This is a genomic window from Gilliamella sp. LMG 34361, from assembly GCF_984569075.1.
In genome coordinates this window covers 326,822-352,235 of the sequence record NZ_OZ474903.1, presented here as the reverse complement: position 1 = coordinate 352,235, position 25,414 = coordinate 326,822, and the positions used below count along the sequence as shown (strand labels likewise).

Sequence of the window (25,414 nt, the reverse complement as noted above, 5' to 3'; positions counted from 1 at the left end):
ACGTTATAATGGTGTTGAATACCCTTTACCGGAACCAGTATATTAATATCTAAGTAACCAAGATCCTCTACTCCAATCAAAACCTAAAATGGACAGATTCTATCTTTAATCTTCTGTCCTTTATTTTTAACTTCGTAAATGATTCTTTTATAGTTTATTTACTTCATATCTTAATAAATTAAAACAATTAGTTAACTTAACAGTTATTCTGCGGTAGTGATTGAGATCTAGTTCACAGTTCTTCTAAATCAAAATTGACTCAACGCCAATTGTATGTTTGTATGCTATTAAACAGGCATGTGACTGGTAGAGCAGGCAGGACCTTAATAAATTGCGTAGGTAAAACAGCATTTTATTAGGTTCTGCTTTTTTTTTACCACTAACAAAAGCAATAGGAGATAGTAATGGATTATCAAAAAATAGCGGAAACCATTCTAGATAATATTGGTGGCAAAAGTAACATCGCGCATTTAGAACATTGTGCAACAAGGCTAAGATTTACCTTAAAAGATGATAACCTGATTAATATTCCGGCTTTAGAAAAAATTGAGGGTGTTATAGGCGTACGGCAAAACGTTCAATGCCAAATAATTATTGGTAATGATGTGTTTGAAGTTTATAACGAAATAATTAAATTAATTGGCAACATTAACGAAAATAGCGTTAACCATCAGCCTAATAGCAAGAAAAAAATAAGTGCTATTTTACTCGATTTTCTTGTTTCAATTTTTCAACCATTAATTCCAGCAATTGCTGGCGGCGGTCTGTTGAAATCTTTTGTAATACTGTTTGCCATGCTCGGATTGATTGATGAGAATGGATCGAACTATAAAATTTTGCAATTAATTGGTAGTGCGCCCTTATATTTTTTACCGATACTGGTCGCATTTACCACCGCGAATAAACTAAAAGCGAATCCATTAGTAGCGGCATCCGCGGTAAGTGCATTAATCCTTCCTGATATGGTAGCTCTACTACAAAAAGACAGCACCCTCTTCTCTTTGCCTTTAGAGAATATCAATTATGCGTTTCAAATATTTCCAGCCATTTTAACCATCCTTTTTTATTCTGTTGTTGAAAAATTTTTCACGAAATATTCATTTAAAGTTATTCGTCTGTTCTTTGTGCCAATGATGAGTTTAATCATAACAGTACCGGTCTCACTACTGTTACTTGGTCCCCTTGGCTATAACGCCGGTGTGATATTTTCTAAATTTATTATATTTTTTTATACCCATTTTTCATGGATTACCACCGGATTATTAGCCGCGGTACTCCCATTTATGGTTGTTGCCGGCATGCATAAAGCAATGCTGCCTTATGCCATTGATGCAATGGGTAAAACTGGATGTGAAATGTTATATATGCCGGCTTCTTTAGCACATAATATTGCCGAGTCAGGTGCTTGTTTTGGCGTAAGTATTAAAACTAAAAATAGTAAATTAAAATCGATTGCTTTATCTGCCGGATTATCGGCTCTTTTTGGTATTACCGAACCTGCGTTATATGGTGTGACAATTGTAAATAAAAAAATTCTTTATAGCGTGATGACCGCTGGTTTAATTGGTGGCGCTTTTGCTGGCATTATTTTATTAAAAGCATTTGTTCTGGTAGGTCCAGGTTTAGCCAGTATGACCATGTACATTGATAAAGACAATGCGATGAACATAGTCTGGGCATTTGTGACTTTAGGGATATCGTTTTTAGTGGCATTTATTCTTTCCGCCATACTATTCAAAGATAGTGTTGAGATTGATGATGAAAAGATAAATAACAACACTAAAAATATGACTAAAGATGAAGTTATCCAAATTAGAAGCCCGATTAAGGGTAAAGTGATACCAATGACGGAAATTAACGATAATGTTTTCTCTACTGGTATTGTTGGTCAAGGTATCGGTATTATTCCCAATGATGGCGTTTTAAAATCACCCTGTAAAGGGGTTATCGCTATGATATTCCATACTAAACATGCATTGAGTATTAAATTAAATAATGGTGCTGATCTGCTTTTTCATATAGGAATCGATACGGTACAACTCAATGGAGATGGCTTTGAGACACTGGTTAATGTTGGCGATATTGTCGATATTGGTGATGATTTAATTAAATTTGATATCAACATCATCAAAAATAAACAACTAGATCCTACTGTAATATTTTTAATCACCAATCCAGAAGACTATACTATTTCTACTTTTAATGAAAATAAACAAGTCACTAACGACGATACTATTTTAGAAATTAAGCCAAAGATATTAAGCTAAGGAGAGTAACATATGAAGAATTTAGCATTTCCAGATAATTTCTTATGGGGCGGAGCGATAGCCGCCAATCAGATTGAAGGCGCATGGAATATTGACGGCAAAGGACTTTCTGTTGCGGATATGGCAACGTATAAACCAAATGTTGATGTCAAAGATTATGTTGCGCATGTGGCGGTAACTAGTGAAGGTGTAATGGCTGCGATAAACGATCTTTCTGATAAAAATTACCCTAAACGACGAGGTATTGATTTTTATCATCGTTATAAAGAAGATTTAGCGCTTTTTGCTGAAATGGGATTTAAGACATTACGCTTATCCATTGCTTGGACAAGGCTGTTTCCTACTGGTGAGGAACTTACACCTAATCCTAAAGGAATTGAATTTTATAAAAATGTCTTTAAAGAGATGAAACGACTTTCAATAGAGCCAATCGTTACGTTATCGCACTATGAAATGCCAGTAGCATTAAGTATTAAATATAATGGTTGGGTAAAACGTTCAGTAATTGATGATTTTGTCCGTTTTTCTACCGTTTGTTTTGACCAGTTTGGCGCTTATGTAAAATATTGGTTAACCTTTAATGAAATAGATAGTATTTATCGACACCCATTTACCACAGCCGGAATTATTCCGGATAAATGTAAAGACGGGCAGCTTGAACAAGATATCTATCAAGCTTTACATCATCAATTTGTAGCAAGTGCACTGGTTACCAAAATCGCCCATGAAAAAATCCCAGATTGTAAAATAGGCTGTATGCTCACTAAATTAACCACTTATCCATTGACGTGTAAGCCAGAGGATGTGGAATTGACGTTGCAAAAAACCTTAGACAATTACTTTTATACAGATGTGCAAATTAAAGGCGAATATCCAAAACTGATATTGACCAATTTAAAACAAAAAGGAATTGATATTAAGTTTGAAGAGGGCGATAAGCAACTTCTTAAACAAAATACCGTCGATTTCTTATCTTTTAGTTACTATATGTCAAAAGCTGAATCGACAAATCCTGATGCTGACCGTATACCCGGTAATACAATTATCGGTGTTAAAAATCCTTACTTAAAATCCACAGAGTGGGGCTGGCAAATCGATCCTAAAGGGTTAAAAATTTCACTAATTGAACTCTATGACCGCTATAATATTCCAATGATGATCGTCGAAAATGGGATTGGCGCGGTTGATAAGTTAGAGGGCGACACCGTTCATGACCATTATCGAATCGAATACTTTAAAGAACATTTTAAACAAATGAAAGAAGCCATTGATGAAGGCGTGGATTTAATCGCTTATACCAGTTGGGCACCAATAGATTTAATCAGCGCCAGTACTTCGCAGATGTCCAAACGTTATGGTTTTATCTACGTAGATCAAGATGATGAAGGTAATGGCACCTTAACTAGATATAAAAAGGAATCATTTTATTGGTATAAAAAAGTGATTGAAACCAATGGTAAAGCTATTTACGACAAATAGCTGGAGTGTGAATAATGATTTTGGTGGTAAAAGTATTAAATTCTAGTGTCGTTTTAGTTGAAGAAGAGGGTATCGAAAAAATCGTATTAGGGAAAGGCATTGGTTTTGGTAAAAAGCCTGGTGATACCATTGATGATGAGCGAGTGGATAAAATATTTTTAGAAAAAAATATTAAACTTTCCTATATCACCGATTTAGCGAAAGAAGTCCCTTTTCAATTTTTTCAGATAACCAAAGAAATTATCACATTAGCTGAAAACAACTTAAACAGAAAACTGAATAATAATATTTATTTAACACTGACAGATCATATTTACTTTGCGGTTGAACGAGTTAAGCAAGGTCTGTTTATACCCAATAAATTATATTGGGAAATAAAAAATTATTATCCGCAAGAGTTTAATATCGCTAAGCAAGCTATTGAGTTACTCAATGCCAGATATGATCTCGCTTTTCCCGAAGAAGAAGCGAGTAATATTGCATTTCATCTCATTAACGCTCAAACCACGACCACGCAAAATCTTAATACGTTTCAATATGCCAAAATGATAAATTCAATAGTGAATTTGGTGAAGTATTCCGTCGGCGTGCCAATAGATACCTCATCAATTCACTATAGCCGTTTTATTACCCATATTAAATTTTTTGTAGAACGATTTTATGCCAATAATCAATTACAAGAAGATAATAATGATCTTTATCAACAAATATCCTCGCTTTATCCTTATGCGATGCATATTGCAGAAAAAGTAAAACAGTACATCGATCAAACTTATCATAGCTCAATATCTGATGATGAGGTGGTCTATTTGGGGATCCATATTAATAGACTAATACGCAATACCAAATGAATAGTCTTTGATTTTTATCTAAACAGGTTACGCTAAAGTAAGCAATCCTTTTTAGATAATTTTTCTTATCTTATCAGATAACAAATTGTGATATTAATGGTTTTGTGTTAGTTTCTTTGTCTCAACTAACTACATTCATTATTGGCTTTGCCAAGGTCTAACTATGCCCAATTCATCTGCTAAAAAAGTTGCTTTTGCTGCTTTTATTGGTACTACCATTGAATGGTATGATTTTTATATCTATGCGTTAGCATCAGTCTTAATTTTTGGTCAGCTTTTCTTTCCTTCTGATAATCAATTTGTGCAAGTTTTAGGGGCGTTTGCCTCATTTGCAGTTGGTTTTTTATCTCGACCATTAGGCGCAATAATTTTTGGTCATATTGGCGATCGATTAGGGCGAAAAAAATCGCTAATTATCACCTTGCTGTTAATGGGGATTGCTACAACGTGTGTTGGTTTGTTACCCTCTTATCAACAAGCAGGAATCATCGCACCGATACTGTTAGTTGGATTACGTATTTTACAAGGTATTGCTGTCGGTGGTGAATGGGGTGGCGCAGTATTAATGGCCAATGAACATGCTCCCAAAGGCTTAAAAAACTTCTTCTCATCGTTTGCTCAGTGGGGTAGTCCGGCTGGTAATATCCTCGCATTATTGGTTTTTTCTTATATCATTAGTTTGCCTACTGATATACTTATAGATAGCGGTTATTGGCGCATCCCATTTTTAGTCAGTTTTGTTTTATTAATTGTTGGAATTATTGCCAGAATTACCTTAACCGAGTCACCCGTATTTATCGAATCAGCTAAAAAGCAAGCTAGCTTGAAACAAAAAGAGTCTGTGCCAATTATTGAGGTATTTAAACGGGCAACGCCAATACTGGTATTAGCTATATGCGCCAATGTACTGTCATTTAGTGGTATTTTTTCTAATACGCTAATGATTGGTTATACCACAATGGCACTAGGGGTTGAGAAGAAGATCATCGTTGATGCACTATTTTGGATTGCAATGGTACACTTTATTGCGCAACCATTTATCTCTTATTTTTCAGAAAAGTTTTCAGCAACACGCTTTTTAATTATTTCAGCAATATTAGCGATGGCATCCGTATTTTTGTTATTCCCAATTATTCAAGCAGGAACAAAAACCAGTTTTATTATTGGTATTTCATTAAATGTGATCTGTTACAGTGGTTTCTATGGCGTAATAGCGGGTTATTTAAGCCGAATTTTTCCTGCTAGAATTCGCTATACCGGCTTATCCATGAGCTATCAAGGTTGCGCAGCTATTTTTGGTAGCCTTATTCCATTGATCGGGGGTTATATTATCTTTACCTACCAAACTTATTGGTTACCATTAGCGCTATTTTATTGCGGATTAGCAGTGCTATCCATTATCAGCATCTATCTTTTAAGCCATTACCACTATTATGATGAATAAAAAGGCAACTACTTATGAAAACCGTTTTATCAATTCAATCTAATGTTGTTTATGGCTATGCAGGCAACAAAGTTGCCACATTAGCCATGCAATTACAAGGCGTTGAAGTCATGCCGATCCACACAGTACAACTATCGAGTAACACGGTTTATCCCGATTATGATGGTATTGTATTAGGGGCTCAGCAAATTACACGGATCGTAAATAGTCTCGAAAAAATTGGCGTTTTAAAATCAATTGATGCCGTCATATCAGGTTACATTGGCCTTGCCGAACAAGGTGAAGAAATTATCGAAGCAGTAAAAAAGATAAAATATTATAACCCTAACGCCATTTATGTGTGCGATCCGGTTATGGGCGGAGATATTAATAAAGGGAGTTCGCTACCGCAAAATATTATTGATTTTTTCACTAAGCAAGCGATTAAACACGCAGACTATATTACGCCGAATTTATTAGAATTACAGATATTATCGAATATCGAAATTAAAACCTTTAGCGATGTACAAACAGCAATTAAAAAACTGCAAAATCAACCTATCCGAGCGGTATTAGTTAAAAATCTAGTTCATGCTGGCAAAACCACAGAGTTGTTTGAGATGATTTTGGCGACCAAATCGCAAAACTATCATCTTGCACGACCATTATATGACTTTCCTTATCGCCCATTAGGTGTTGGCGATTTAATCTGTAGTTTGTTCACTGCTCATTTAATTAATGGCAAATCACAATTAAATGCATTTGAACTAGCCGCCAATGCAGCGAATCACGTATTAGCTGTTACCAAACAAAAAGAGGCTAGAGAACTAGCGATTATTGATTCACAAGACTGGCTAAAAAAACCTGATTTACAGTATCGAGCAACACCATTATTATAAAAACAGCATTTTAAAAATAATTTGATCTAGATTATTGGCATAATTAATTAAAAGCGCTAATAATAGATTAATATGCCATATAAACAGGATGTATGATATGAAAGGTTACCGAATAAATATTAGTTTGATTGTAATAGCGTGGTTGGCAACTATTGGAGTAGCTACTGCTTATGAACTTGATTGCCCAACCCGAATCAATATTAAATCCGATCATCCCGAACTTGAAGCAACTCCTGAGGGTTGGCAAGTTTCAATGAAAAAAAACCGTAGTTTACTACTCAGTGGTATTGGTGTTTATTCCGATGAGCCAGTTAAATTATTTCAATTAAAACCTGAAATTGGCATTATTGATGGCAAAAAACATGACCTTACTTGGCAAATCAATTCAGCCTATGATGAAAATGGAAACTACGTTAGTTGTAGCTATAATGGCGATGAAGTCCAATTAGTAAAAAAAATCGATCCATCGATGAAAAGTTGCTGGGCGGATTATTTAAATGATAAAAATCAACACATAACAGCCAAACTTATCTGTAGTACCAGCAAATTGCAAACAGTGGAGTAAGTTCCACTGTTTAATATTAAGCGCTTTAACTTATTTAAATACAATTGTAATAAGAAATAATACTAATTTTAGCTAAAAAAGAAAATTGGATAGAAATGGAAGGAATAGTAGTTGAATACTGCATCAAATAAACATTTATACAATCATTTAGTTAACTATTTTAACGAATGGAAGAAACTAAAATATCATCCTAATGTAACAATAAAACCTACTATTAATAGCAATGAGTTTATTGCGTTTACCGAGCAATTTGAATCACATTATAAAACCTATTTAAATGAAGGTTATGCAATTAATATTTGGGATATTTGTTGTATTGGCTTTGATGAAGTAAAACACTGCAATGTTCTATCATGGTTATTAGATGATAAAGGATCGCACGGTTTTGGTAATGAATTTTTCCACTACTTTATCGATTATTTATATAATCGCTCGAAATTTCAATTCACTATAACGAAAGACGATATCAATATTCCTTACTATACCTCTACTGAAGTACATTATAAAAGTGATGAAGATGAAAAAAGTAGTCGCGTTGATATTAAAATAGCAAATGAACGCTTTCTGATTTTTATAGAAGCAAAAGTGCAAGCATCCGAAACCAATAACCAATTAATTAGATATTATAGATTAGGCAAAAAAGAATCTGCGCAGAATAAAAATAAACCTTGGGAATTAATCTTTCTAACCAAAGATGGTAGACAACCTAAGGATCAACAAGATGATGATTATAACTCAATGTTAAATAAAGTGATTTGTTTATCGTGGCAAGAAATCGCCGTATTACTAAGGCGATTTTCAGCCATCCAAAACTCACGCCCATTTCTACAAAAAGTTCTCAATCAATACTGTATTTATATAAAAAGAATGTTTCAATAAACGGAGGCAATAATGTCAGAAAATAATGGAGTTTATCAATTAATCATTAAAAATTTAAAAATGATTGAGCAAACAAACGGTATATTAGATGAAATTCAGGAAACTATATTTAATCGTATAGATAAGTATATTCTTGATTGGGCAAACCAAAACCGTTGGCAGTGTGAAGGTAAATTTTGGAGTACAAAATCTCAAATATTTTACCCAGAAAATTGGGATAAAGCTCTTTCCTATTTTACGTTTGATTTAGATGATGATATAAAGAATGAAAATATCAGTTGGTTATCTTATTTAAATGGTACTGAACATACAAAATTAGGGCTTTTCTGGTATTTTTCTTACGGCAATAAATATAAACGGCAAGAATGGCAAAGAGAACTTAAAAAACATTATGACAATAATCGAAGTTTATTTGAAAAAAATAATACAAAAATTGTTTATAATGGTCGAAATTTATTTATACCTATAACGCAAAATATAAATGAATTAGTAGCGAATTATCCTAATGATATGGATACTGTTCTTGAAGATCCTATCAATGAAGCATTAAATTGTTTAAATAATATTTTCCCAGCTATAGATAAAATATACAAAGAACTAATAAACTGATTTAATTTAAGTTATCAATATAATTAAAAACTCTAGCGATATATTAATATACAAGGCTATATAATATGTATTAGTTTAGTGTGTAGATTAAATAGGAATAAAGCACAATTGGTATAATCGCTTTAGTGACGATTCTTATTTTTAAATAAAATCTTTTAGACTTTGCAGTACCTTCAACCATATTATTTGTAAAAATAATTAAGGAGTCTATGCCATCAAAAGGACAACGATAATGTATCATTCTCTATTACCGATTGAGCAACATCTTGCCGCTGAGCGTTTTTTGCTAGCATTGCCGGATTTGGTGGCGACAACGCCTTTATGTCGACGTTTTAAACCAGCTTCATTATTCATAAATATTGCGCCAATGACGTTAAGCAATCAACCACATAGCTTTATTGCAGATAAGTTTAACCTTTCAGCACGAGCAGCACGGCGGTGGGATAATGTTATTCGTCAGTTGTTAGCACAATATGAACCAGATCTTTATCAAGCGATTCTTAACCTTGCTCAAGCAAAACCAACAGAAGTTTTTCAGCAAGCTAAGGCTTTTAAGTCGTGGCTTACTGGACTACTTAAGACGTCTGTCATGCCTTGCGATTATTGCCACTCTTTGAATACTATTCGCATTGGCCATCGGCTTAATTTCCGTTGTAAAACCTGTCGACGAACCTTTAATCCACTGAAAAAATATCAACTTAATAAGTTATCTCACCATGAACGATGGTTGCCGTTTATTGATTTATTACTCCAAGGTGAAACATATAAAACCATTCAGCAACAATTAGACATTAATACCAATACCGCAGCTAAATGGCAGCGCTATTTTTTTACATTGATGGAAGAACAAGGATTTACACTTTTAGTTAACTATTGCCGAACAAAGCGACGCCAGCGTTATCGTCAAACCTGGTTAGATATTAATGCAAAATAATATTAATATAATTGTAAAAAATAAAGGCAACATCTATAATTTCATCGAAAGAACTTGTGGCAAAAGTTTATCTTTCAGAAAGCCATTTTTTACATATATTTCGTGCTAATTTAGGTATTAATTTTCATGGTTATCTTTTATGGAAAAGACTACGAGATGTCATTAATCATCTTGATACAAAATTCAATCTAACCACATTAGCCAATGATATGGGATTTGCCGACGCGGCACGTTTTAGTCGCACCTGTTTATCCAGTTTTGGATTAAAACCATCAGAACCCAAACGAGCCTTAATATCCCAACAAAACAACAATCATACTAACTCGATAGATTGCTTTAACAATAATCATCAAGAGAGACATTTAAGCTCATAATAAAGTATTTAATTACCAAGAAGGTAATTTAAATAACCTTCCCTGCATCCCTTCATCATGTAATACCAATACGATGTCATTGTTATTAAAAAAGATATCATTATCAAGTGGAATATCTGAATCAATCACAGTAATAATTTGTTGGAGGCCAAAATCAGAATACTGCCTTATCACATTAAGAAGATTAACCTTTTTTCTATCATCTAAAGATTCAAATATTCCATCATGATAAACAAAACGCGGGAAATTATCTTTAAGATGAGCACGCAATATAGCTAAATCAAAAGCTACACATAATAACTTTTTATAAGTATGACCATCATCAGCACTTGTTGAGCGACCGGCTTCATCTAAAATATCAGCACTAAAGTCTAGATGACCTTCTTGATTAATTTTGACATTAAGTAATGCTTTTCGAGAAATAACATCTTCAACAATACGACTAAAATACAGCCTTACTTCTGAAAACAAACTTGTCTCTTTTTTATTCTGCTCTTCTAAATCTCTTTCTATATCAATTTGAATGTTTTGATATTGTTCTCTTATTTGCCTAATTTCAGACCTCAAGACTTGCAACTTATGAATAAATTCTCTTTGTCTTTCTAAAAAGCTGATATCAGCTTTCAAAGTAATTAACTCATTGGATATTTGTTTATATTTATCAAAAACATCTGTTTCACATAAAAATGATAAAGTTTGTATTCTCTCCTCTCCTAATTGCAATAAGGTCTGATTAATGTTTTTTAACTCATTTTTTATGGATGATAGTTCTTCTTTTAAATATTTATTTCGTTCTTCTGTAATAGCGCGGTTAAATGTGATAAGTTGATCAAAATCTTTTTTTAACTGCTTTGGAAAAAGTATACCCGCTTCTCTATATAAGTTTTCAGCCTCATTAGGATCAAATAATATCTGTTGTTTCTTTAAAGATAATTCTATTTTTTTTCGATTGAACTCTAATGAATATCGTTTTTTATTCAATGTAGCTATTTCTAAATCTAATTCATCAATTATCTTTTTTGTTTTTGCTTGATCAACTGAGTGAAAATCAAATTTATCTAATAGTCGTTGTCGCTCATTAACATCTTGTTGTTTTAATAATAAAAGCCCATCAATCTGACTAATGTCTTCAATTGAGCCACCCAATTCTTGTTCTACTAATTTTTCTCTATTTTGTGCATCGTTAAGTTGAGATTCGAGTTCATAATGTTTTTCTATTAAATCAGAATTAAAACCAAGAATATGAGCAAGAATGGGTTTCCAGTGTTTATGTTTAGATGCGAATTTTTCTAATTGAAAAACATCACGGTAATCATCTTGAGATCGTAATAGATAGCCTAGAATATTGCGATAATGCCATGGTTTTAAACAATAAAAATTCAGTATACTATCTAAAATCCCTTTCGCTTTTTCGAATGGCAAATTTTCGTGATCCCAATGCGTTAATTGAGTGAAATCTTGATGTGAATCGTTATGTTTCTTTATATTGATACGAGTTGCATTAGAGACACTTCGTCGAATAGTAATATAAGATTTATCTTCTAATTCCAATTCTAAAAAAAACACAAATTGGTTAAACAATTGTTTATGTTTAAATAAAAAAAAGTTAGCATTTTTTTTGGATAAAAAACAAAAATCAAGTAATTTACCTAATATCGATTTACCTAGATTATGGGTATCTTTTCCCTTATTTTCAGGTAAACGAATCTCGCCTTGAATGACATTCAAGCCTGATGAAAAAAAAATTGTTTCAAACAAATCGGGTTTATTTGAATATAATTTAGATAGTTTCATTTATTCCCACATATTCAATTGAATCAGTTTTGGCGTGATACTCAACTAAGCCTAATAGAAAAAGAAGATTAAGAGCTGGTAAAAATAAAACGTGACCACCTTCAATAGATTTCTTAGCATATTCCAATAAACTATCATACTTTTCTAGTCTCTTTTTCTTAATATAAGAAAGCAACAAAAAAGACATATTAATGATAGTTTTATCTGGGTGCGTATGTTTATTTGGTCTCAACATCTTCATTCTCACCGATATCACAACTCCAATACATAAAAAATAACATAGTATTAACTAATCGTTTGTGTTTAGTTTGCTTTAAGATTGGATCTCTATCAACTAAAAGTTTTGATAAATAATTCATTACCTCATCAAAAGTTTGATAATGTTTTCTTTTTGAAATAATATTTAAACAAAATTCTTCTGCAGCTAAATTATAACGCTCACGTAATTCACTATTTTCAGGTGCGGATAGAAAAGATTCAATTTCATCAACATCTTTTAGGTAACGCCGTTTTAGTTCATTAGAATACGCCTCAGTCATATTATTTAGTTCATTTTTTCTAGCATAAGAAGTGCGTTTAATATCTTTATCAGAAATTTTTTTTATTACAGAACTAGCTTGATTAGCAAAAGCTTGTATAACCTCAGCTAAATCATCAGGACTAACAATTAAAGGACTATCGATAGGATCCAGATCAGCAACTTTAACTATTTCTGGGTACCATTTCAGGTAAAGTTCAATTTGATTAATATCTATAATTTTTACTGAAGCAATATTAACATTAATATATTCTGAAATCGTTTTACATATTTCACTTTCTGCATTACCTGTTAAGCGACGGTTAGTAAATAAAGCATAATTATCTAGCTCATTATTATCTCTTAGCTTCTTAATACGAATAAGTTCAGCACCAATAACCGAGTTTGGATTATGTTTATTTTCTTTATTATAAAAATCAGATTCAGAGCAATTACGATTATAGCCATTGGTGTGCTTAGCTTGAATAATTGTTATTCCATCCCAAGGAGAACTTTTACTTGGAAATAATTCAGCTTTCCCAATAAATTTAGCATCTCGGCCTCCATCAGGACCTTTGGCAAATCCTTGAGCAGATTTACCAAAAATACATTGGCAAATAACAACAACTAATTTTTCAAATTGATCATCACTCATATTTTCATAACTATATACTGCCATGTACGTATTCCTTAGTGCTAAAATTTCAAACATTATAGCTGTGTTTATATACATAACAATAGTAAGTTAACTATGTTAAGATCTATCTCACAAATTTAAAAATTACTTTTCTTTTATTTTTTAATAATTTTATCTAATTCGTTTTTTCGATATTTTGATTAAATATCTTAAGAATTTCTCTAGTACAATCTAAACTAAGATAGTTTTCAATCAAACATTTAAGCATAATATCCCTCTACCAGTCCTTTACCTTCCCCCAAATTTTTGTAAAAAATATTGAGGAGTCTATACCGTCTTAATTTTTTAATAAGAAAATAGATGCGATAAAACACAATAAGGTTATGTTGAGCAATTTTAATTACTGGTGATAATCACAGATTAATGCGTGCAACCGATCCTCGTGGTGATGGCTTAGCTGCGGATTATTGATGATTGATGAAAATAAGAGATCAAATCAGCAATAATAGAACTAACATAATAAAGATAATGACATCAGCCATTATCTTTATTTACTCTCTATAGCGATGCCAATTTTTGGAGAAACTGACATCTTTTTTACATCATACTTTAAACGTTATCCAAGGTTTAAGTTTGACTGCGGTTTGGATCAAACCGGCATTTTCTTGCGCTTGAATGACCGGCGTAATAGGTTTATATGCAGCAGGCGCTTCCTCAAATAGTCGCTCTTGTTTCAAAGTAACGCATTGCCATGGCAATAAAGCGTTATCAGAAGCCAATTTCTTACTGCGCATCGTTTGCCTTTTTTCTGCTCGTCCAGCACCATGCGAACAAGACCATAACCAATCAGGATGACCTTTTCCTATTGCAACATAAGAATAATCACCCATAGAACCGGGTATTAACGCGATTTCACCTAAGTGTGCCGGCGTTGCGCCTTTACGATGAATATTCATGCCATTTTCAGGAAAAATAACATTGTGTGATATATCGACCAATAATTGACTCGCATCCTGCTTAAAGAGTGTGTTAAAGGTTTTACGCACCAGCTCTGTGATCACAATGCGATTTATCCAAGCATAACGCGCAGCAACGCCCATCGCTTGCAAATACTCTTGAGCATGATTGTCAGTCAAAGCAAATAAACCTGATTTAGGATATTTTTGATCAGCAGGCCATAATGCTTTGGCTTTATCTTGCCAACGCTTGCCAATATAAAAACCGACATCACGTGATCCAGTATGGATCATAACCACAATAGCATCTTTCTTTAAACCTAATTGATAAGCGGTATGGCGATCAATAATTTCATCAACAATTTGTAATTCAACAAAATGGTTACCGGAACCTACTGTGCCTAAACTTGACGGACGAATAATCGCTCGTTTTTCAAAAAAGGCTTCGGGAGCATACTGGCTATCCGCTGAAAGTAAATCATTGCCAGAAATTTTACTAATCTCATGCGTTAGTCGATCAAAATTGACACTATTCCATAACCCTTGTTGCGGTAAAGCACTCAACCAAGCGGTAAGACCTTCATCAAAGAGCGCCTGAAAAGATGTGGGTGTAACCGGTACATCGCGCTCATCATGCAATAACACCTGTTTCAATTGTGCAATGAGTCTTGATTTTTGTTCATCCACCTCATTAAGACTTAAACCTGTCGTAAACAGGCGCATACCACAATTAATATCCGTGCCAACCGCTGCGGGAATAATTAAATTAGGGGTAGTGGCAACAATACTCCCAACGGGTGCAATCGCACCAGGATGAAAGTCCGGTGTAGCCCTTGCCGCGCAAACTTTGCCATCACTATTGGGCATTGTTACCGATGCAAAATCAAGTAACTGCTCAACTGCTTTTTCTTCTAAAGGTAATGGATTGGGTAATAATACTTGCGCTGTAATATCTTGTTTATTAAATGTGTAAATATCATTATTAAAATGAGTTTCAATCCCACTTCGGGATAAACGTTTTTGCAAACGGGTAAATGTAGACATAATAGCCACCTAGAAAACAATAAAATACCGTCCTCTCAATTTGAGAGGATAATTACTGTTTCCTGCAGCAGCACTATTCAGGAAAGTGGGCGTATTCTAGACCAAAGTTTATTAAGATGTAAACGGATAAATCATTTTTTATTAGATCATCCGTTCTTGCTGTGTATGATTTCCCAACTCAACCCAAATTTAGCTAAATATTTTTTTAAGCGATCGGCATCGTTGCTGCGTTGTTTTTTGGTTCGGGATATGGCAAATAATTGTCGCCCTGCTTCGGATAAGCTATTACTTTTTTGGCAGATTTCGAGCACTTTTTCCAGTTGATAACGGTCAAATTCATCAATTTCTACAGGTATTAAGTCATCATAACTATTTTGGGTAGAAGTCCAATTTTGATTTAGCCGTTTAATTTCCTGTTCGACCTGTTCAATGGTAATGTTAGCTTGCGGTGCTAAGGTTGCCATGCGAATAATTGAGCTATTTAATTCTCGAAAGTTACCTTGCCATAAGGCTTGTGGTGAGGTGGCAAATTTCAGATAAGCATTACGGGATTGTTGATTAAAGCGTGGCATAATGCCGTATTCTTTGGCATAACGGGCTAGCTCAAAATCTATATTGGGTTCGATATCCTCTTTTCTATCCACTAAGCCCGGCAGTTGATAACTCCATAAATTGATTCGAGCAAACAGATCTTCACGAAACTCGCCTTGTGCTATAGCCTGTTTAAGATCTTTATTAGTACCGGCAATTAATTGAAAATTGCTTTGAATCGGTTTGTCACTACCATAAGGATAAAATTGTTTTTCTTCAATGGCCTTTAATAACATTGCTTGCTCATCAAGTCCCAGTTCGCCAATTTCATCTAAAAACAGTAAGCCACCATCGGCATTTTTAAGTAATCCAGTGCGCGCAAGATTGGCGCCGGTAAAGGCGCCTTTAACATGGCCAAACAAGGTTGACATTGCACTATCACCGCGTAGAGTGGCGCAATTGATTTCAACAAATTGTCCTTTGAACTGATGATTGGTTTGTTTGAGTAAATAAATCTGTTTTGCCAAAAATGATTTACCGGCCCCCGTTGGTCCACATAATAAAATAGGCGCATGGGAACGACTCGCCACTTGTTCTATTTCGGCTATGATCTGATTAAATTGCTGATTACGGGTGGCAATACCCGACTTTAAAAGATCGGTGGCCTGAGATGCATAGTGTTGGAAACGAGTCAAAATCTTATCATATCGATGTAGATTCAAATCGATCTGATTCATTGTGCCACGAGGAGTCATTGCCAATATGTCATCATCATTTAACTCATTATTGCTAGCGCTAATATCTTTTGGTTGTGGTGGTGACATTTGGAGCAATTTGGCCGGAAAGTAGCGTGATTCAGTCAATAAAAACCAGCAAATCTGCGCAACATGTGTCCCAGTAGTAATATGAACATAATATTCTTCTTTATCAGGTTCGAAGGTATATTTTCCGGCAATATCAAATAAGCAGGTGTAGACTTGCTCAAAATCCCACGGATCGGCTATGTCTATGACTATTGGTCGAACTTCAGTCTGTGGTGATAACAGTTTAATATCTTTAATAATTTCACAAAGCAGATGATAATCATTTTGATAATAAAGTAACTCTAAACGAGTAATCGGTTTATCGGCATGATGACATAAAGCAATAGTTGGTCGCCAATGCCTCCAACGTCGTTTACCTTTGCCTCGTTGATCAAGGACATTTCCGAGAAAACCAAACACCACATTCTTTTTCATAAATTTATCTATTTTTATAAATTAATATTTAAAATTATAAAAAATACTATTTAAAAATACTATGCGAATTTTAATTAATCTTGAAGAAATTATTTTATTTCATTTAAAAACATATAATTAAAAAATAATTTTAGTTTTTTTTATTAATTGGCACACTTTTCGCAGTAATTAATATATTGATGCAAAAAATATTTTTATAAAACTAAATTTATTAGCAAGTGATAACTTGTTAAATGAGATGAAAAAGAGAAAAGGAATTAAAAATGACTCAATATCATTTATTACAAACCGAAAATGCCAAACCTATTAAGATGTGGACAGAAGGAGTACCTGTGGAGCTAGGAGCTAAAGAGCAATTAAGCAAAACTGCACAACTTCCTTTTATTTTTAAACATATTGCTGTAATGCCAGATGTTCATGTTGGTAAAGGTTCGACTATTGGTAGTGTAATACCAACAATGGGCGCCATTATTCCTGCTGCCGTCGGTGTGGATATTGGTTGTGGGATGATAGCCGTACAAACATCATTAATGGCAACAGATTTACCAGATAATTTATTACCGTTAAGAACCGAAATAGAAAAGGCAGTTCCTCATGGTATCGCGCCAAAAAATCATAAACGAGATAATGGTAGTTGGCATAATCCACCGGCTTTGATCGACCAATATTGGCAACAATTATTACCAGGTTTTCAGAAGCTAATTGACAAGTATCCTCATTTGGAAAATACCAATAACTATCGACATCTAGGAACACTTGGTACAGGTAACCATTTTATCGAAATCTGTTTAGATGAAGCCGACCGAGTTTGGATCATGTTGCATAGTGGATCACGTGGTGTCGGTAATGCCATTGGTCGCTTTTTTATTGAGATGGCGAGGAAAGATATGGAAGTCCATATAAAAAATCTACCAGATAGAGATTTAGCTTACTTAAAAGAAGGTACTGAACATTTTCAGGATTATGTCGATGCCGTTCATTGGGCACAAGAGTTTGCTCGACTTAACCGTGAAGCAATGATGACCAATGTAATTTTAGCTATGCGTAAAATCATTACTAAACCATTTACAACCCATATGTCGGCAATTAACTGTCACCATAATTATGTGCAAAAAGAGCATCATTTTGGTGAAGAGATCTTTGTTACTCGTAAAGGAGCGGTTTCAGCCCGTAAAGGGGAATTAGGGATTATTCCAGGATCAATGGGTGCGAAAAGCTACATTGTTCGCGGACTAGGGAATGAAGAAAGCTTTTGCTCTTGTTCTCATGGTGCGGGACGGGTTATGAGTCGCACTGAAGCGAAAAAGAAATTTACCATCGCAGATCAAATTAAAGCAACTGCACATGTTGAATGTCGTAAAGATGCCAATGTGATTGATGAAATTCCAATGGCATATAAAGATATTGATGCAGTAATGACGGCACAAAATGAATTAGTTGAGATTGTTCATCAACTACGACAAGTGGTGTGTGTGAAAGGATAAATGATATCGAGGATAACTTCCTCGATGATCATAATGGTAATAATGTAATAACTAATGATTACTTATAGCATTTTTATATAAACAATTAATCATTCACGATAAGATATTTTAAAGATAAACAATGACAACGAATTTAAACACAACAACTGAGCAACCATTCCCAATAGTATGGGATAGAATCAGTATTTATCAGTTTTTACTCCCTTATCAAAATGCTGATAAATTACCAGAGATAACGCAAACGCTTCCTGATGAATCTTTAGATAATAACGAATTAAAATGGGCAGCAGGAGCAATGGATGGTGTTATCAATCATCACGGCGCATCGACAGAACAAAATTGTGCAGAAAATATGCTAATGTTGCTTCAACAAATAACAATACAACCTAATCAGTCAGATATCGAGCAACTGTATAATTTAGTCACCACTGAACGGACATTAAGCTTTATTGATGATTTAGCTGCAGCAATACCGAACATTGATGTTGATAAATTATATGAGTTTGTCTATTGGTTAGCCATTAATAGCCCTGATCGTGAAATCATTAAATTTAGTATTGCTATATTGGGATCTTTTACCACCGAACAAACCAAACTATTTACGTTATTCGGTATGCATAATGAGTTTAGCTTATATTCTGCTATTGCATTAGAAAATACATTATCATCTGAAAGTGATATTGAAAATACCTTAATAAAACTAGCCGAAAAAGTTGATGGTTGGGGACGTATTCAAATCATCGAGCGGTTAACCAACTATCCATTATCACCAGCAAGCAAAGATTGATTGTTAAGAGCCGGTTATCAAAATAGTATTATGCATGAATATCTTGCTTATACCTGCGCAGTAGCTGGTGAATTAGATAAGGTATTAGAGCAAGAGAGTATTGATAATGAATTAATTAGCTCAATCGGTGAAATTCTAGCAGCATTAATTAACGGTGGGTCTGCTGAGGATATATATTGTTATGATGTTGGTGCTCAAGTTTGTGCCTATTATTTAACTCATCTACTTAAATAACCAAACTTAGTCGATCTGAATATATTACGAACGGTCAAATTAATACATAATTTTGTTGCTAAAGAGCTAGATGAAAATACGCCTAACTGGCAAGAACAAATAAAAAATAAAATAATCGAAAAAGCTAATTAATTTATTCAACAAGATAAATGGCTAGAGTTGATTGAAGAAAACCTAACGGCTGACAATGAGAAGCAATTTTCGCTAGCAGCAGAACTTTATTCTCAATATGGTTTTGATGCATGGCCAGCACGATTCAAATATCAGAAAAAATATAATGGTGATCAGTAGAATGATTTGATGAAAAGTGATTCAATATCAAGAATCCAACAAGTTATTCAATTAGCTAATCAACAATATGATTTTGCTAAACTCGCAACCGGACCTACATTGGATGATGGATTCGGCGAAGATGCTGCACATTATATATTATTACTGATATTACAAGAACTTGTTTGTTTTCCTGAGGTTGGTGAAGATTTATTATTAGTCGCTTTAAAAAGCCCGCTAATACGACATCGAACTATGGCATTAAATGCTATAAAAGCTTGGGAACAGTCCATTATGGTCAGCCAAGATCAAAACGGCAATACAAGAACTGGTAATCATTGAACCTGATGACGAGATTAAAGAAGATTTAGCCGCATTAATAGCTGAAATGAATGATTAAAAATTTTGTTCAATTGATGGTTATTATAAAAATTAATAAGGATGTTATTGAAAATGCAAAACCGTATACAAGAAAAACTTATTGAATTAGAACAACAATATAACATTAACATCATTTTTGCCTGTGAATCTGGTAGCCGAGCATGGGGATTTCCCTCACCAAATAGTGATTATGATGTTCGTTTTATTTATATTCATCCACTTGATAAATATTTATCAATTGATAATCCTGCTTCTCATCTGACTTTCCCAATCGACGATGAGTTGGATTTACATGGGTGGGATTTGAAAAAAACATTACAGTTAATTCGCAAATCCAATACTACGCCATTTGAGTGGTTGCAGTCACCAATTATTTATCAGCAAAATGCTGCAATTGCTGAGCCATTATGGCAATTATGCGCAGAATTTTTTAATCCCCGCGGTAATATTTTTCACTATTTAGGTATAGCGAAAAGTGCTTGGCAAAGTAGTGAAGGGCAACAAATTGGTGTCAAAAAGTTATTTTATGTGTTAAGACCACTATTATGTGCTAAATGGTGTTTGGAAAAACAGCAAATCGCGCCGATGGCAATAGCACCATTATTGACGCTATTGCCCGAAAATTTACGTAACAAAATCAATAAGATTATTGATCAAAAAGCAACCATGGCTGAATCACAACTTATCGCTATCGATCCTGAAATATTACTATTTATTGAACAATCGATGAATGATATCTTGCAACAGGTTACACCAATAACAGAGCGGCATTTTAAACCGGCTAAATTAGATCAATTTTTCATAAAAACATTGATGGATTTGCAATAGGGAAAAGAATATCAAATGACAATTGATGATTTAAAAAGGCAAAATTTAATCTTATTTGAAGTTATCAGTGGTAGCCGTGCTTTTGGATTAGCCACTGAAACATCCGATACTGATATCAAAGGGGTATTTTACCTACCAAAAGAAAAATTTTATGGACTTGAATACATTCCGCAAATTAGTAATGCCTCGAATGATATTGTCTATTATGAATTAGGCCGGTTTGTTGAATTACTGCTTAAAAATAACCCTAATATATTAGAAGTGTTAGCTTCCAGCTCGGAATGTATTTTATATCAACATCCGATTATGCAGCAGTTGACCCTCGATCTTTTTTTATCTAAACAAACCGAACAAACATTTGCTCACTATGCAATATCGCAAATAAAAAAAGCTAAAGGGTTGAATAAAAAAATCAATAATCCAGTAGAAGTTAAACGAAAAACAGTACTGGATTTTTGTTATATTATTCAAGGGCAACATACTTATCCAATGACCAACTGGTTAACAAAAAATGGTTTACAGCAACAGTGTTGTGGTTTAGTTAATATACCTCATGGTAAGGATTTATATGCCCTTTTCTATGATGAGTCAGGTAGTTGTGGTTATCATGGCATTATTCAGCATGAAGATTCAACGGAACTCTGTTTATCTTCGGTGAAAATCGATACCCCTGTAATGGCTTATTTGAGTTTTAATCGTGATGGCTTCTCATCGCATTGCCGTGACTATAAAGCGTATTGGCAATGGGTCGCCAATCGTAATCAACAACGTTATAAAAATAATATTGAAAATGGCAATGACTTTGATGCTAAAAACATGATGCATACTATTCGGTTATTGCAAGTTGCCTACGAAATCATGACAAAAGGAACCATTACCAATAAACGACCTAATCGCGACGAACTGTTAGCCATTAAGCAGGGTAAATTAAGTTATGATGAGATTATGCAACTTGCTGAATCACTATTAGCAAAAATCGAAACCGCATCATTATCATCGCGATTACCTGACCAAGCTAATCGCCAAAAAGCATTAGCGGTTCTACTAACTATGCGTAATCACTTATATCAATCATAATGATTATTAAAAAAGCGCTCATTTTAATAACGGCGCTTTTTTACATTCAATTTTACTAAAGCTTATTATTCATCATCACCAGCCAATAAATATAATGCTTCGTATGGTCTTAATTGGATTTCAGCGTCGAACGCTGTTGCTTGCTGATAATTACTCAATAATCTTTGCCAATTAGTACCTTGTAAGGTTTTTGGTAACTGCCAGTTAACGGGTTGTTCAGTTAGATTAATGATGACTAATAATTGTTGATTGTTCCAACGGCGTAGGTAGCACCAATAATCAGCAACATTGGCGGTTAAATCCTGATAATCACCTAAAATAAATATTGGGTATTCTTGGCGTAATTTAATTAACGTTTGATAGCAGTAAAAGATAGAATTAGGGTCTTCAAGTGCTGCTTTGACATTGATTTGTTGATAATTACCTGCCACTTCGATCCATGGTTTACCTTTAGTGAAACCGGCATTTAAGCTATCATCCCATTGCATAGGTGTTCGGCTATTGTCGCGCGATTTGCTCGCTAATATGGCTAAGATTTCCGCTTTATCCATACCTTCGGCTATTTTTTCGTGGTAGATATTTAGGCTTTCAACATCACGATACTGATTAATATTATCAAAATGTGGATTGGTCATGCCGATCTCTTCGCCTTGATAAAGGTATGGCGTACCCTGTAATCCATATAGCAACATGGCAAGCATTTTGGCGGATTCTGTGTGATATTGGCTTTCATTGCCTAAGCGCGACACAATTCGCGGTTGGTCGTGATTACACCAGAAAATAGCATTCCAAGCTTTATTATGCATCCCGGTTTGCCACTCGCCGATAATATTTTTTAACTGGAGTCGATCAGGTTTGGCTAATGCCCATTTATAGCCATTTGGATAATCGACTTTTAAATGGTGGAAATTAAATGTCATAGTTAGCTCTTTTCCGTCTAACGAGGCATATTTTAAGCAGTTAGCTAACGAGGTCGAAGACATTTCCCCCACCGTTTTTAGATCATTGGGTTGAAAGGCATCTCGGCTCATTTCTTGTAAAAACTCGTGGATTTTAGGCCCGTCAGTGTAAAAGCAGCGACCATCCCCGTTTTTATCATCGGCAAAATCTTGTTGTTTGGAGACTAAATTAATCACATCTAGCCTTAAGGCATCCACGCCTTTGTCTGACCAAAACTGACACACTTTTTTAATTTCAAAGCGAACTTGCGGATTTTCCCAATTAAGGTCCGCCTGCTCTTTGGCAAATAAGTGTAAGTAATACTGCCCTGACTGTTCATGCCATTGCCACGCTTTACCGCCGAATTTGGATCGCCAGTTATTGGGTTCACTGCCGTCGGCTTTAGCATCTTTCCAGATATAAAATGAGCGATAAGGGCTAGATTTATCTAAGGCTGATTTAAACCATGGATGCTCGGTTGAGGTATGGTTAAACACCATATCCATCATAATGCGGATTCCACGTTCATGCGCCTGTTTGACTAATAATTCAAAATCCGCCATTGAGCCATAAGCCGGATCGATATCGTAATAATCGGCAACATCGTAGCCGTTATCTATTTGCGGTGATGGGTAGATCGGCGTTAACCAAATTGCACTAATGCCGAGTTTTTTTAGATAATCTAAGCGACGGATAATACCTAACAAATCACCGGTTGCCTGATCTTGACTGGCTTGAAAACTTTTAGGATAGATTTGATAAATAGTACCGTTTTGCCACCATGGAATAGCTATTTTATTCATTGCTCGCTCTTTATTTTTAATCAGTAGATTCAAATTCACCAGCGGTCAAAACCGTGGTGAATCCCCTATTTATAACCGTTATCGGATATTTAACGTGCCTTTTTTCTGTTTTATTTTGTAAACAATGACGGTTAATACTATTGGTACTACAATCGCTACCAACATTGCTAAGGCATAAATTGACCAGAAGACTGGTTTTATCGATAGGATACCGGGTAATCCACCGACGCCGATACCATTAGATAATACCCCATATAAACCACAGATTAATCCAGCACAAGCGGCACCAATCATGGCGCAAAACATCGGGAATTTATAGCGTAAATTGATACCATACATCGCTGGCTCTGTCACACCGAGATAACCAGATATTGCCGCAGGAATAGATACTTCTCGTTCATTATGTTTTTTACTTATTAAGATGATACCAACCACCGCTGATGCTTGGGCGATATTGGATAAAGCAATAATTGGCCAAATAGGTGTGCCACCCATGCTTTCGGTCATCTGCATATCGATAGCTAATGTGGTGTGGTGAATACCTGTAATAACCAAAGGAGCATAGAAGAAGCCAAAAATAGCAGAGCCAATAAAGGCATAATCACCGGTCATTAAATACTTAACCACATAAGCAATACCATCACCAAGCATACGGCCAATTGGCCCTAAAACAAAGTGAGCTAAGACGACTGATACCATTAAGGCAACGATTGGCACGATAACTAGATTTAAATAATCAGGTACAATTTTGCGAAGACGCGTTTCAATCCATCCTAACGCTAAACCGGCAAAAATTGACGGTATAACTTGTGCTTGATAGCCAACTTTAGCAATGGTAAACCAACCAAAATCCCATACTTTGGGAATGGCCTTACCCAAATCATAAGCATTCATCAGTTGTGGTGAAACTAATGTGATGCCTAATACAATGCCTAAAACCGGTGATCCGCCCATTTTTTTCACCGTAGACCAGCAAATAGCTACCGGTAAGAAGTGAAAGATAGCTTCACACGGTAACCATAGGAAATCGTTAATTGGTATCAGCCAACTAAAAGTGTGTGTCAGTGGTTGATTGTCAATGGTTGGCATTTCACCAATCACATTACGTAAGCCAAGTAGTAAACCACCCGCAATAAGTGCGGGTAATAATGGCACAAAGATTTCAGCTAAGTTTGAAATTAACCGTTCAAACCATGACATATTTTGTTTAGCTGCGGCTTTGGTTTGCTCTTTAGTCGCTTCATCAATATTTAATTGTTCAATCAATAATTTGTAATAATTATCAACATCTGTACCGATGATAACTTGAAATTGCCCAGCATTATTAAAACAACCTTTGACAAAAGGGAGTTCCTCAATGGCATCAACATTGGCCAATTTTGGATTAGCTAGCGCAAACCTTAATCTTGTCAAACAATGGGTTACACTAGCAATGTTTTCTTTTCCTCCAATAAGTTCAATCAATTGTATAATTGATTTTGTTGAAACTTTAGGTGCCTTTGCCATTGTTAAGTCTCCTTATTTTCAATTTTAGCCAATATTTTTTAGTTAAATTATTTCGAGCCTAATTTGATAGAGATTAAGTATAAATGGAATGACTATTTAAATAAATGG

At 34.5% G+C, this 25,414-nt stretch carries 24 protein-coding genes; 17 read left to right on the top strand and 7 right to left on the bottom strand.

Going from position 1 to position 25,414, the window contains the following annotated elements; translation table 11 throughout:
- Positions 1 to 404 precede the first annotated feature (404 nt).
- From AC5LXI_RS01810 to AC5LXI_RS01765, 10 genes are all read left to right on the top strand, one after another.
- A complete protein-coding gene (locus AC5LXI_RS01810; protein ID WP_493443280.1) occupies positions 405 to 2,267 on the top strand; it encodes a beta-glucoside-specific PTS transporter subunit IIABC in 1,863 nt (620 codons plus the stop codon).
- Between the two features lie 12 nt (positions 2,268 to 2,279).
- On the top strand, positions 2,280 to 3,746 hold the full coding sequence (locus tag AC5LXI_RS01805) for a glycoside hydrolase family 1 protein (protein WP_493443279.1): 1,467 nt from the start codon (positions 2,280 to 2,282) through the stop codon (positions 3,744 to 3,746).
- A gap of 14 nt (positions 3,747 to 3,760) precedes the next feature.
- Complete coding sequence (locus AC5LXI_RS01800; protein ID WP_493443278.1) at positions 3,761 to 4,597, top strand: PRD domain-containing protein; 837 nt, start codon at positions 3,761 to 3,763, stop codon at positions 4,595 to 4,597.
- A 163-nt stretch (positions 4,598 to 4,760) separates the two neighbouring features.
- Positions 4,761 to 6,041: an MFS transporter gene (locus AC5LXI_RS01795; protein WP_493443277.1), complete on the top strand. Its 1,281-nt coding sequence runs from the start codon at positions 4,761 to 4,763 to the stop codon at positions 6,039 to 6,041.
- A gap of 14 nt (positions 6,042 to 6,055) precedes the next feature.
- Positions 6,056 to 6,919 carry a pyridoxal kinase PdxY gene (gene pdxY, locus AC5LXI_RS01790; protein WP_493443276.1) on the top strand — a complete coding sequence of 288 codons (864 nt, stop codon included), beginning with the start codon at positions 6,056 to 6,058 and terminating at the stop codon, positions 6,917 to 6,919.
- A 97-nt stretch (positions 6,920 to 7,016) separates the two neighbouring features.
- A complete protein-coding gene (locus tag AC5LXI_RS01785) occupies positions 7,017 to 7,484 on the top strand; it encodes an STY0301 family protein (RefSeq protein ID WP_493443275.1) in 468 nt (155 codons plus the stop codon).
- A 111-nt stretch (positions 7,485 to 7,595) separates the two neighbouring features.
- A complete protein-coding gene (locus tag AC5LXI_RS01780; protein ID WP_493443274.1) occupies positions 7,596 to 8,363 on the top strand; it encodes a PDDEXK-like family protein in 768 nt (255 codons plus the stop codon).
- A 12-nt stretch (positions 8,364 to 8,375) separates the two neighbouring features.
- Positions 8,376 to 8,972 (top strand): hypothetical protein, encoded by a 597-nt coding sequence (locus tag AC5LXI_RS01775; RefSeq protein WP_493443273.1) that lies wholly within the window; start codon positions 8,376 to 8,378, stop codon positions 8,970 to 8,972.
- A 232-nt stretch (positions 8,973 to 9,204) separates the two neighbouring features.
- On the top strand, positions 9,205 to 9,906 hold the full coding sequence (locus AC5LXI_RS01770) for a transposase (RefSeq protein ID WP_493443272.1): 702 nt from the start codon (positions 9,205 to 9,207) through the stop codon (positions 9,904 to 9,906).
- Positions 9,907 to 9,962: 56 nt separating this feature from the next.
- On the top strand, positions 9,963 to 10,280 hold the full coding sequence (locus AC5LXI_RS01765; protein ID WP_493443271.1) for a helix-turn-helix domain-containing protein: 318 nt from the start codon (positions 9,963 to 9,965) through the stop codon (positions 10,278 to 10,280).
- A 12-nt stretch (positions 10,281 to 10,292) separates the two neighbouring features.
- Here the strand turns inward: AC5LXI_RS01765 and AC5LXI_RS01760 are convergent, their stop codons facing one another.
- From AC5LXI_RS01760 to rtcR, 5 genes are all read right to left on the bottom strand, one after another.
- On the bottom strand, positions 10,293 to 12,074 hold the full coding sequence (locus tag AC5LXI_RS01760) for a DUF2326 domain-containing protein (RefSeq protein WP_493443270.1): 1,782 nt from the start codon (positions 12,072 to 12,074) through the stop codon (positions 10,293 to 10,295).
- The gene (locus tag AC5LXI_RS01755) at positions 12,061 to 12,309 is read right to left on the bottom strand and encodes an ABC-three component system middle component 8 (protein ID WP_493443269.1); all 249 of its coding nucleotides are present in this window, start codon (positions 12,307 to 12,309) and stop codon (positions 12,061 to 12,063) included. The genes AC5LXI_RS01760 and AC5LXI_RS01755 overlap by 14 nt, the downstream gene beginning before the upstream one ends.
- Complete coding sequence (locus AC5LXI_RS01750; RefSeq protein WP_464320117.1) at positions 12,293 to 13,270, bottom strand: ABC-three component system protein; 978 nt, start codon at positions 13,268 to 13,270, stop codon at positions 12,293 to 12,295. The genes AC5LXI_RS01755 and AC5LXI_RS01750 overlap by 17 nt, the downstream gene beginning before the upstream one ends.
- Positions 13,271 to 13,830: 560 nt before the next feature.
- Positions 13,831 to 15,228, bottom strand: a complete 1,398-nt coding sequence (locus tag AC5LXI_RS01745) for an RtcB family protein (protein WP_493443268.1) — start codon at positions 15,226 to 15,228, stop codon at positions 13,831 to 13,833.
- Between the two features lie 146 nt (positions 15,229 to 15,374).
- A complete protein-coding gene (gene rtcR, locus AC5LXI_RS01740; protein ID WP_493443267.1) occupies positions 15,375 to 16,997 on the bottom strand; it encodes an RNA repair transcriptional activator RtcR in 1,623 nt (540 codons plus the stop codon).
- Positions 16,998 to 17,260: 263 nt separating this feature from the next.
- Here rtcR and AC5LXI_RS01735 point away from each other — a divergent pair, with 263 nt between their 5' ends.
- The 7 genes from AC5LXI_RS01735 to AC5LXI_RS01705 all read left to right on the top strand — a co-directional run bounded on the left by AC5LXI_RS01735 (position 17,261) and on the right by AC5LXI_RS01705 (position 22,058).
- On the top strand, positions 17,261 to 18,481 hold the full coding sequence (locus tag AC5LXI_RS01735) for an RtcB family protein (RefSeq protein ID WP_493443266.1): 1,221 nt from the start codon (positions 17,261 to 17,263) through the stop codon (positions 18,479 to 18,481).
- Between the two features lie 121 nt (positions 18,482 to 18,602).
- The gene (locus tag AC5LXI_RS01730) at positions 18,603 to 19,268 is read left to right on the top strand and encodes a hypothetical protein (protein ID WP_493443265.1); all 666 of its coding nucleotides are present in this window, start codon (positions 18,603 to 18,605) and stop codon (positions 19,266 to 19,268) included.
- Positions 19,269 to 19,502 (top strand): hypothetical protein, encoded by a 234-nt coding sequence (locus AC5LXI_RS01725; protein ID WP_493443264.1) that lies wholly within the window; start codon positions 19,269 to 19,271, stop codon positions 19,500 to 19,502.
- 159 nt (positions 19,503 to 19,661) lie between these two features.
- Positions 19,662 to 19,793 (top strand): hypothetical protein, encoded by a 132-nt coding sequence (locus AC5LXI_RS01720; RefSeq protein ID WP_493443263.1) that lies wholly within the window; start codon positions 19,662 to 19,664, stop codon positions 19,791 to 19,793.
- 9 nt (positions 19,794 to 19,802) lie between these two features.
- The gene (locus tag AC5LXI_RS01715; RefSeq protein ID WP_493443262.1) at positions 19,803 to 20,114 is read left to right on the top strand and encodes a hypothetical protein; all 312 of its coding nucleotides are present in this window, start codon (positions 19,803 to 19,805) and stop codon (positions 20,112 to 20,114) included.
- A gap of 111 nt (positions 20,115 to 20,225) precedes the next feature.
- The gene (locus tag AC5LXI_RS01710) at positions 20,226 to 20,981 is read left to right on the top strand and encodes a nucleotidyltransferase domain-containing protein (RefSeq protein WP_493443261.1); all 756 of its coding nucleotides are present in this window, start codon (positions 20,226 to 20,228) and stop codon (positions 20,979 to 20,981) included.
- Between the two features lie 15 nt (positions 20,982 to 20,996).
- Positions 20,997 to 22,058 carry a nucleotidyltransferase domain-containing protein gene (locus tag AC5LXI_RS01705; RefSeq protein ID WP_493443260.1) on the top strand — a complete coding sequence of 354 codons (1,062 nt, stop codon included), beginning with the start codon at positions 20,997 to 20,999 and terminating at the stop codon, positions 22,056 to 22,058.
- 65 nt (positions 22,059 to 22,123) lie between these two features.
- Here AC5LXI_RS01705 and treC read toward each other — a convergent pair whose 3' ends face one another.
- Both treC and treB read right to left on the bottom strand, forming a co-directional pair.
- Positions 22,124 to 23,800, bottom strand: a complete 1,677-nt coding sequence (treC, locus tag AC5LXI_RS01700; RefSeq protein WP_493443259.1) for an alpha,alpha-phosphotrehalase — start codon at positions 23,798 to 23,800, stop codon at positions 22,124 to 22,126.
- 78 nt (positions 23,801 to 23,878) lie between these two features.
- Positions 23,879 to 25,306, bottom strand: a complete 1,428-nt coding sequence (gene treB, locus AC5LXI_RS01695) for a PTS trehalose transporter subunit IIBC (RefSeq protein WP_493443258.1) — start codon at positions 25,304 to 25,306, stop codon at positions 23,879 to 23,881.
- Between the last annotated feature and the right edge of the window lie 108 nt (positions 25,307 to 25,414).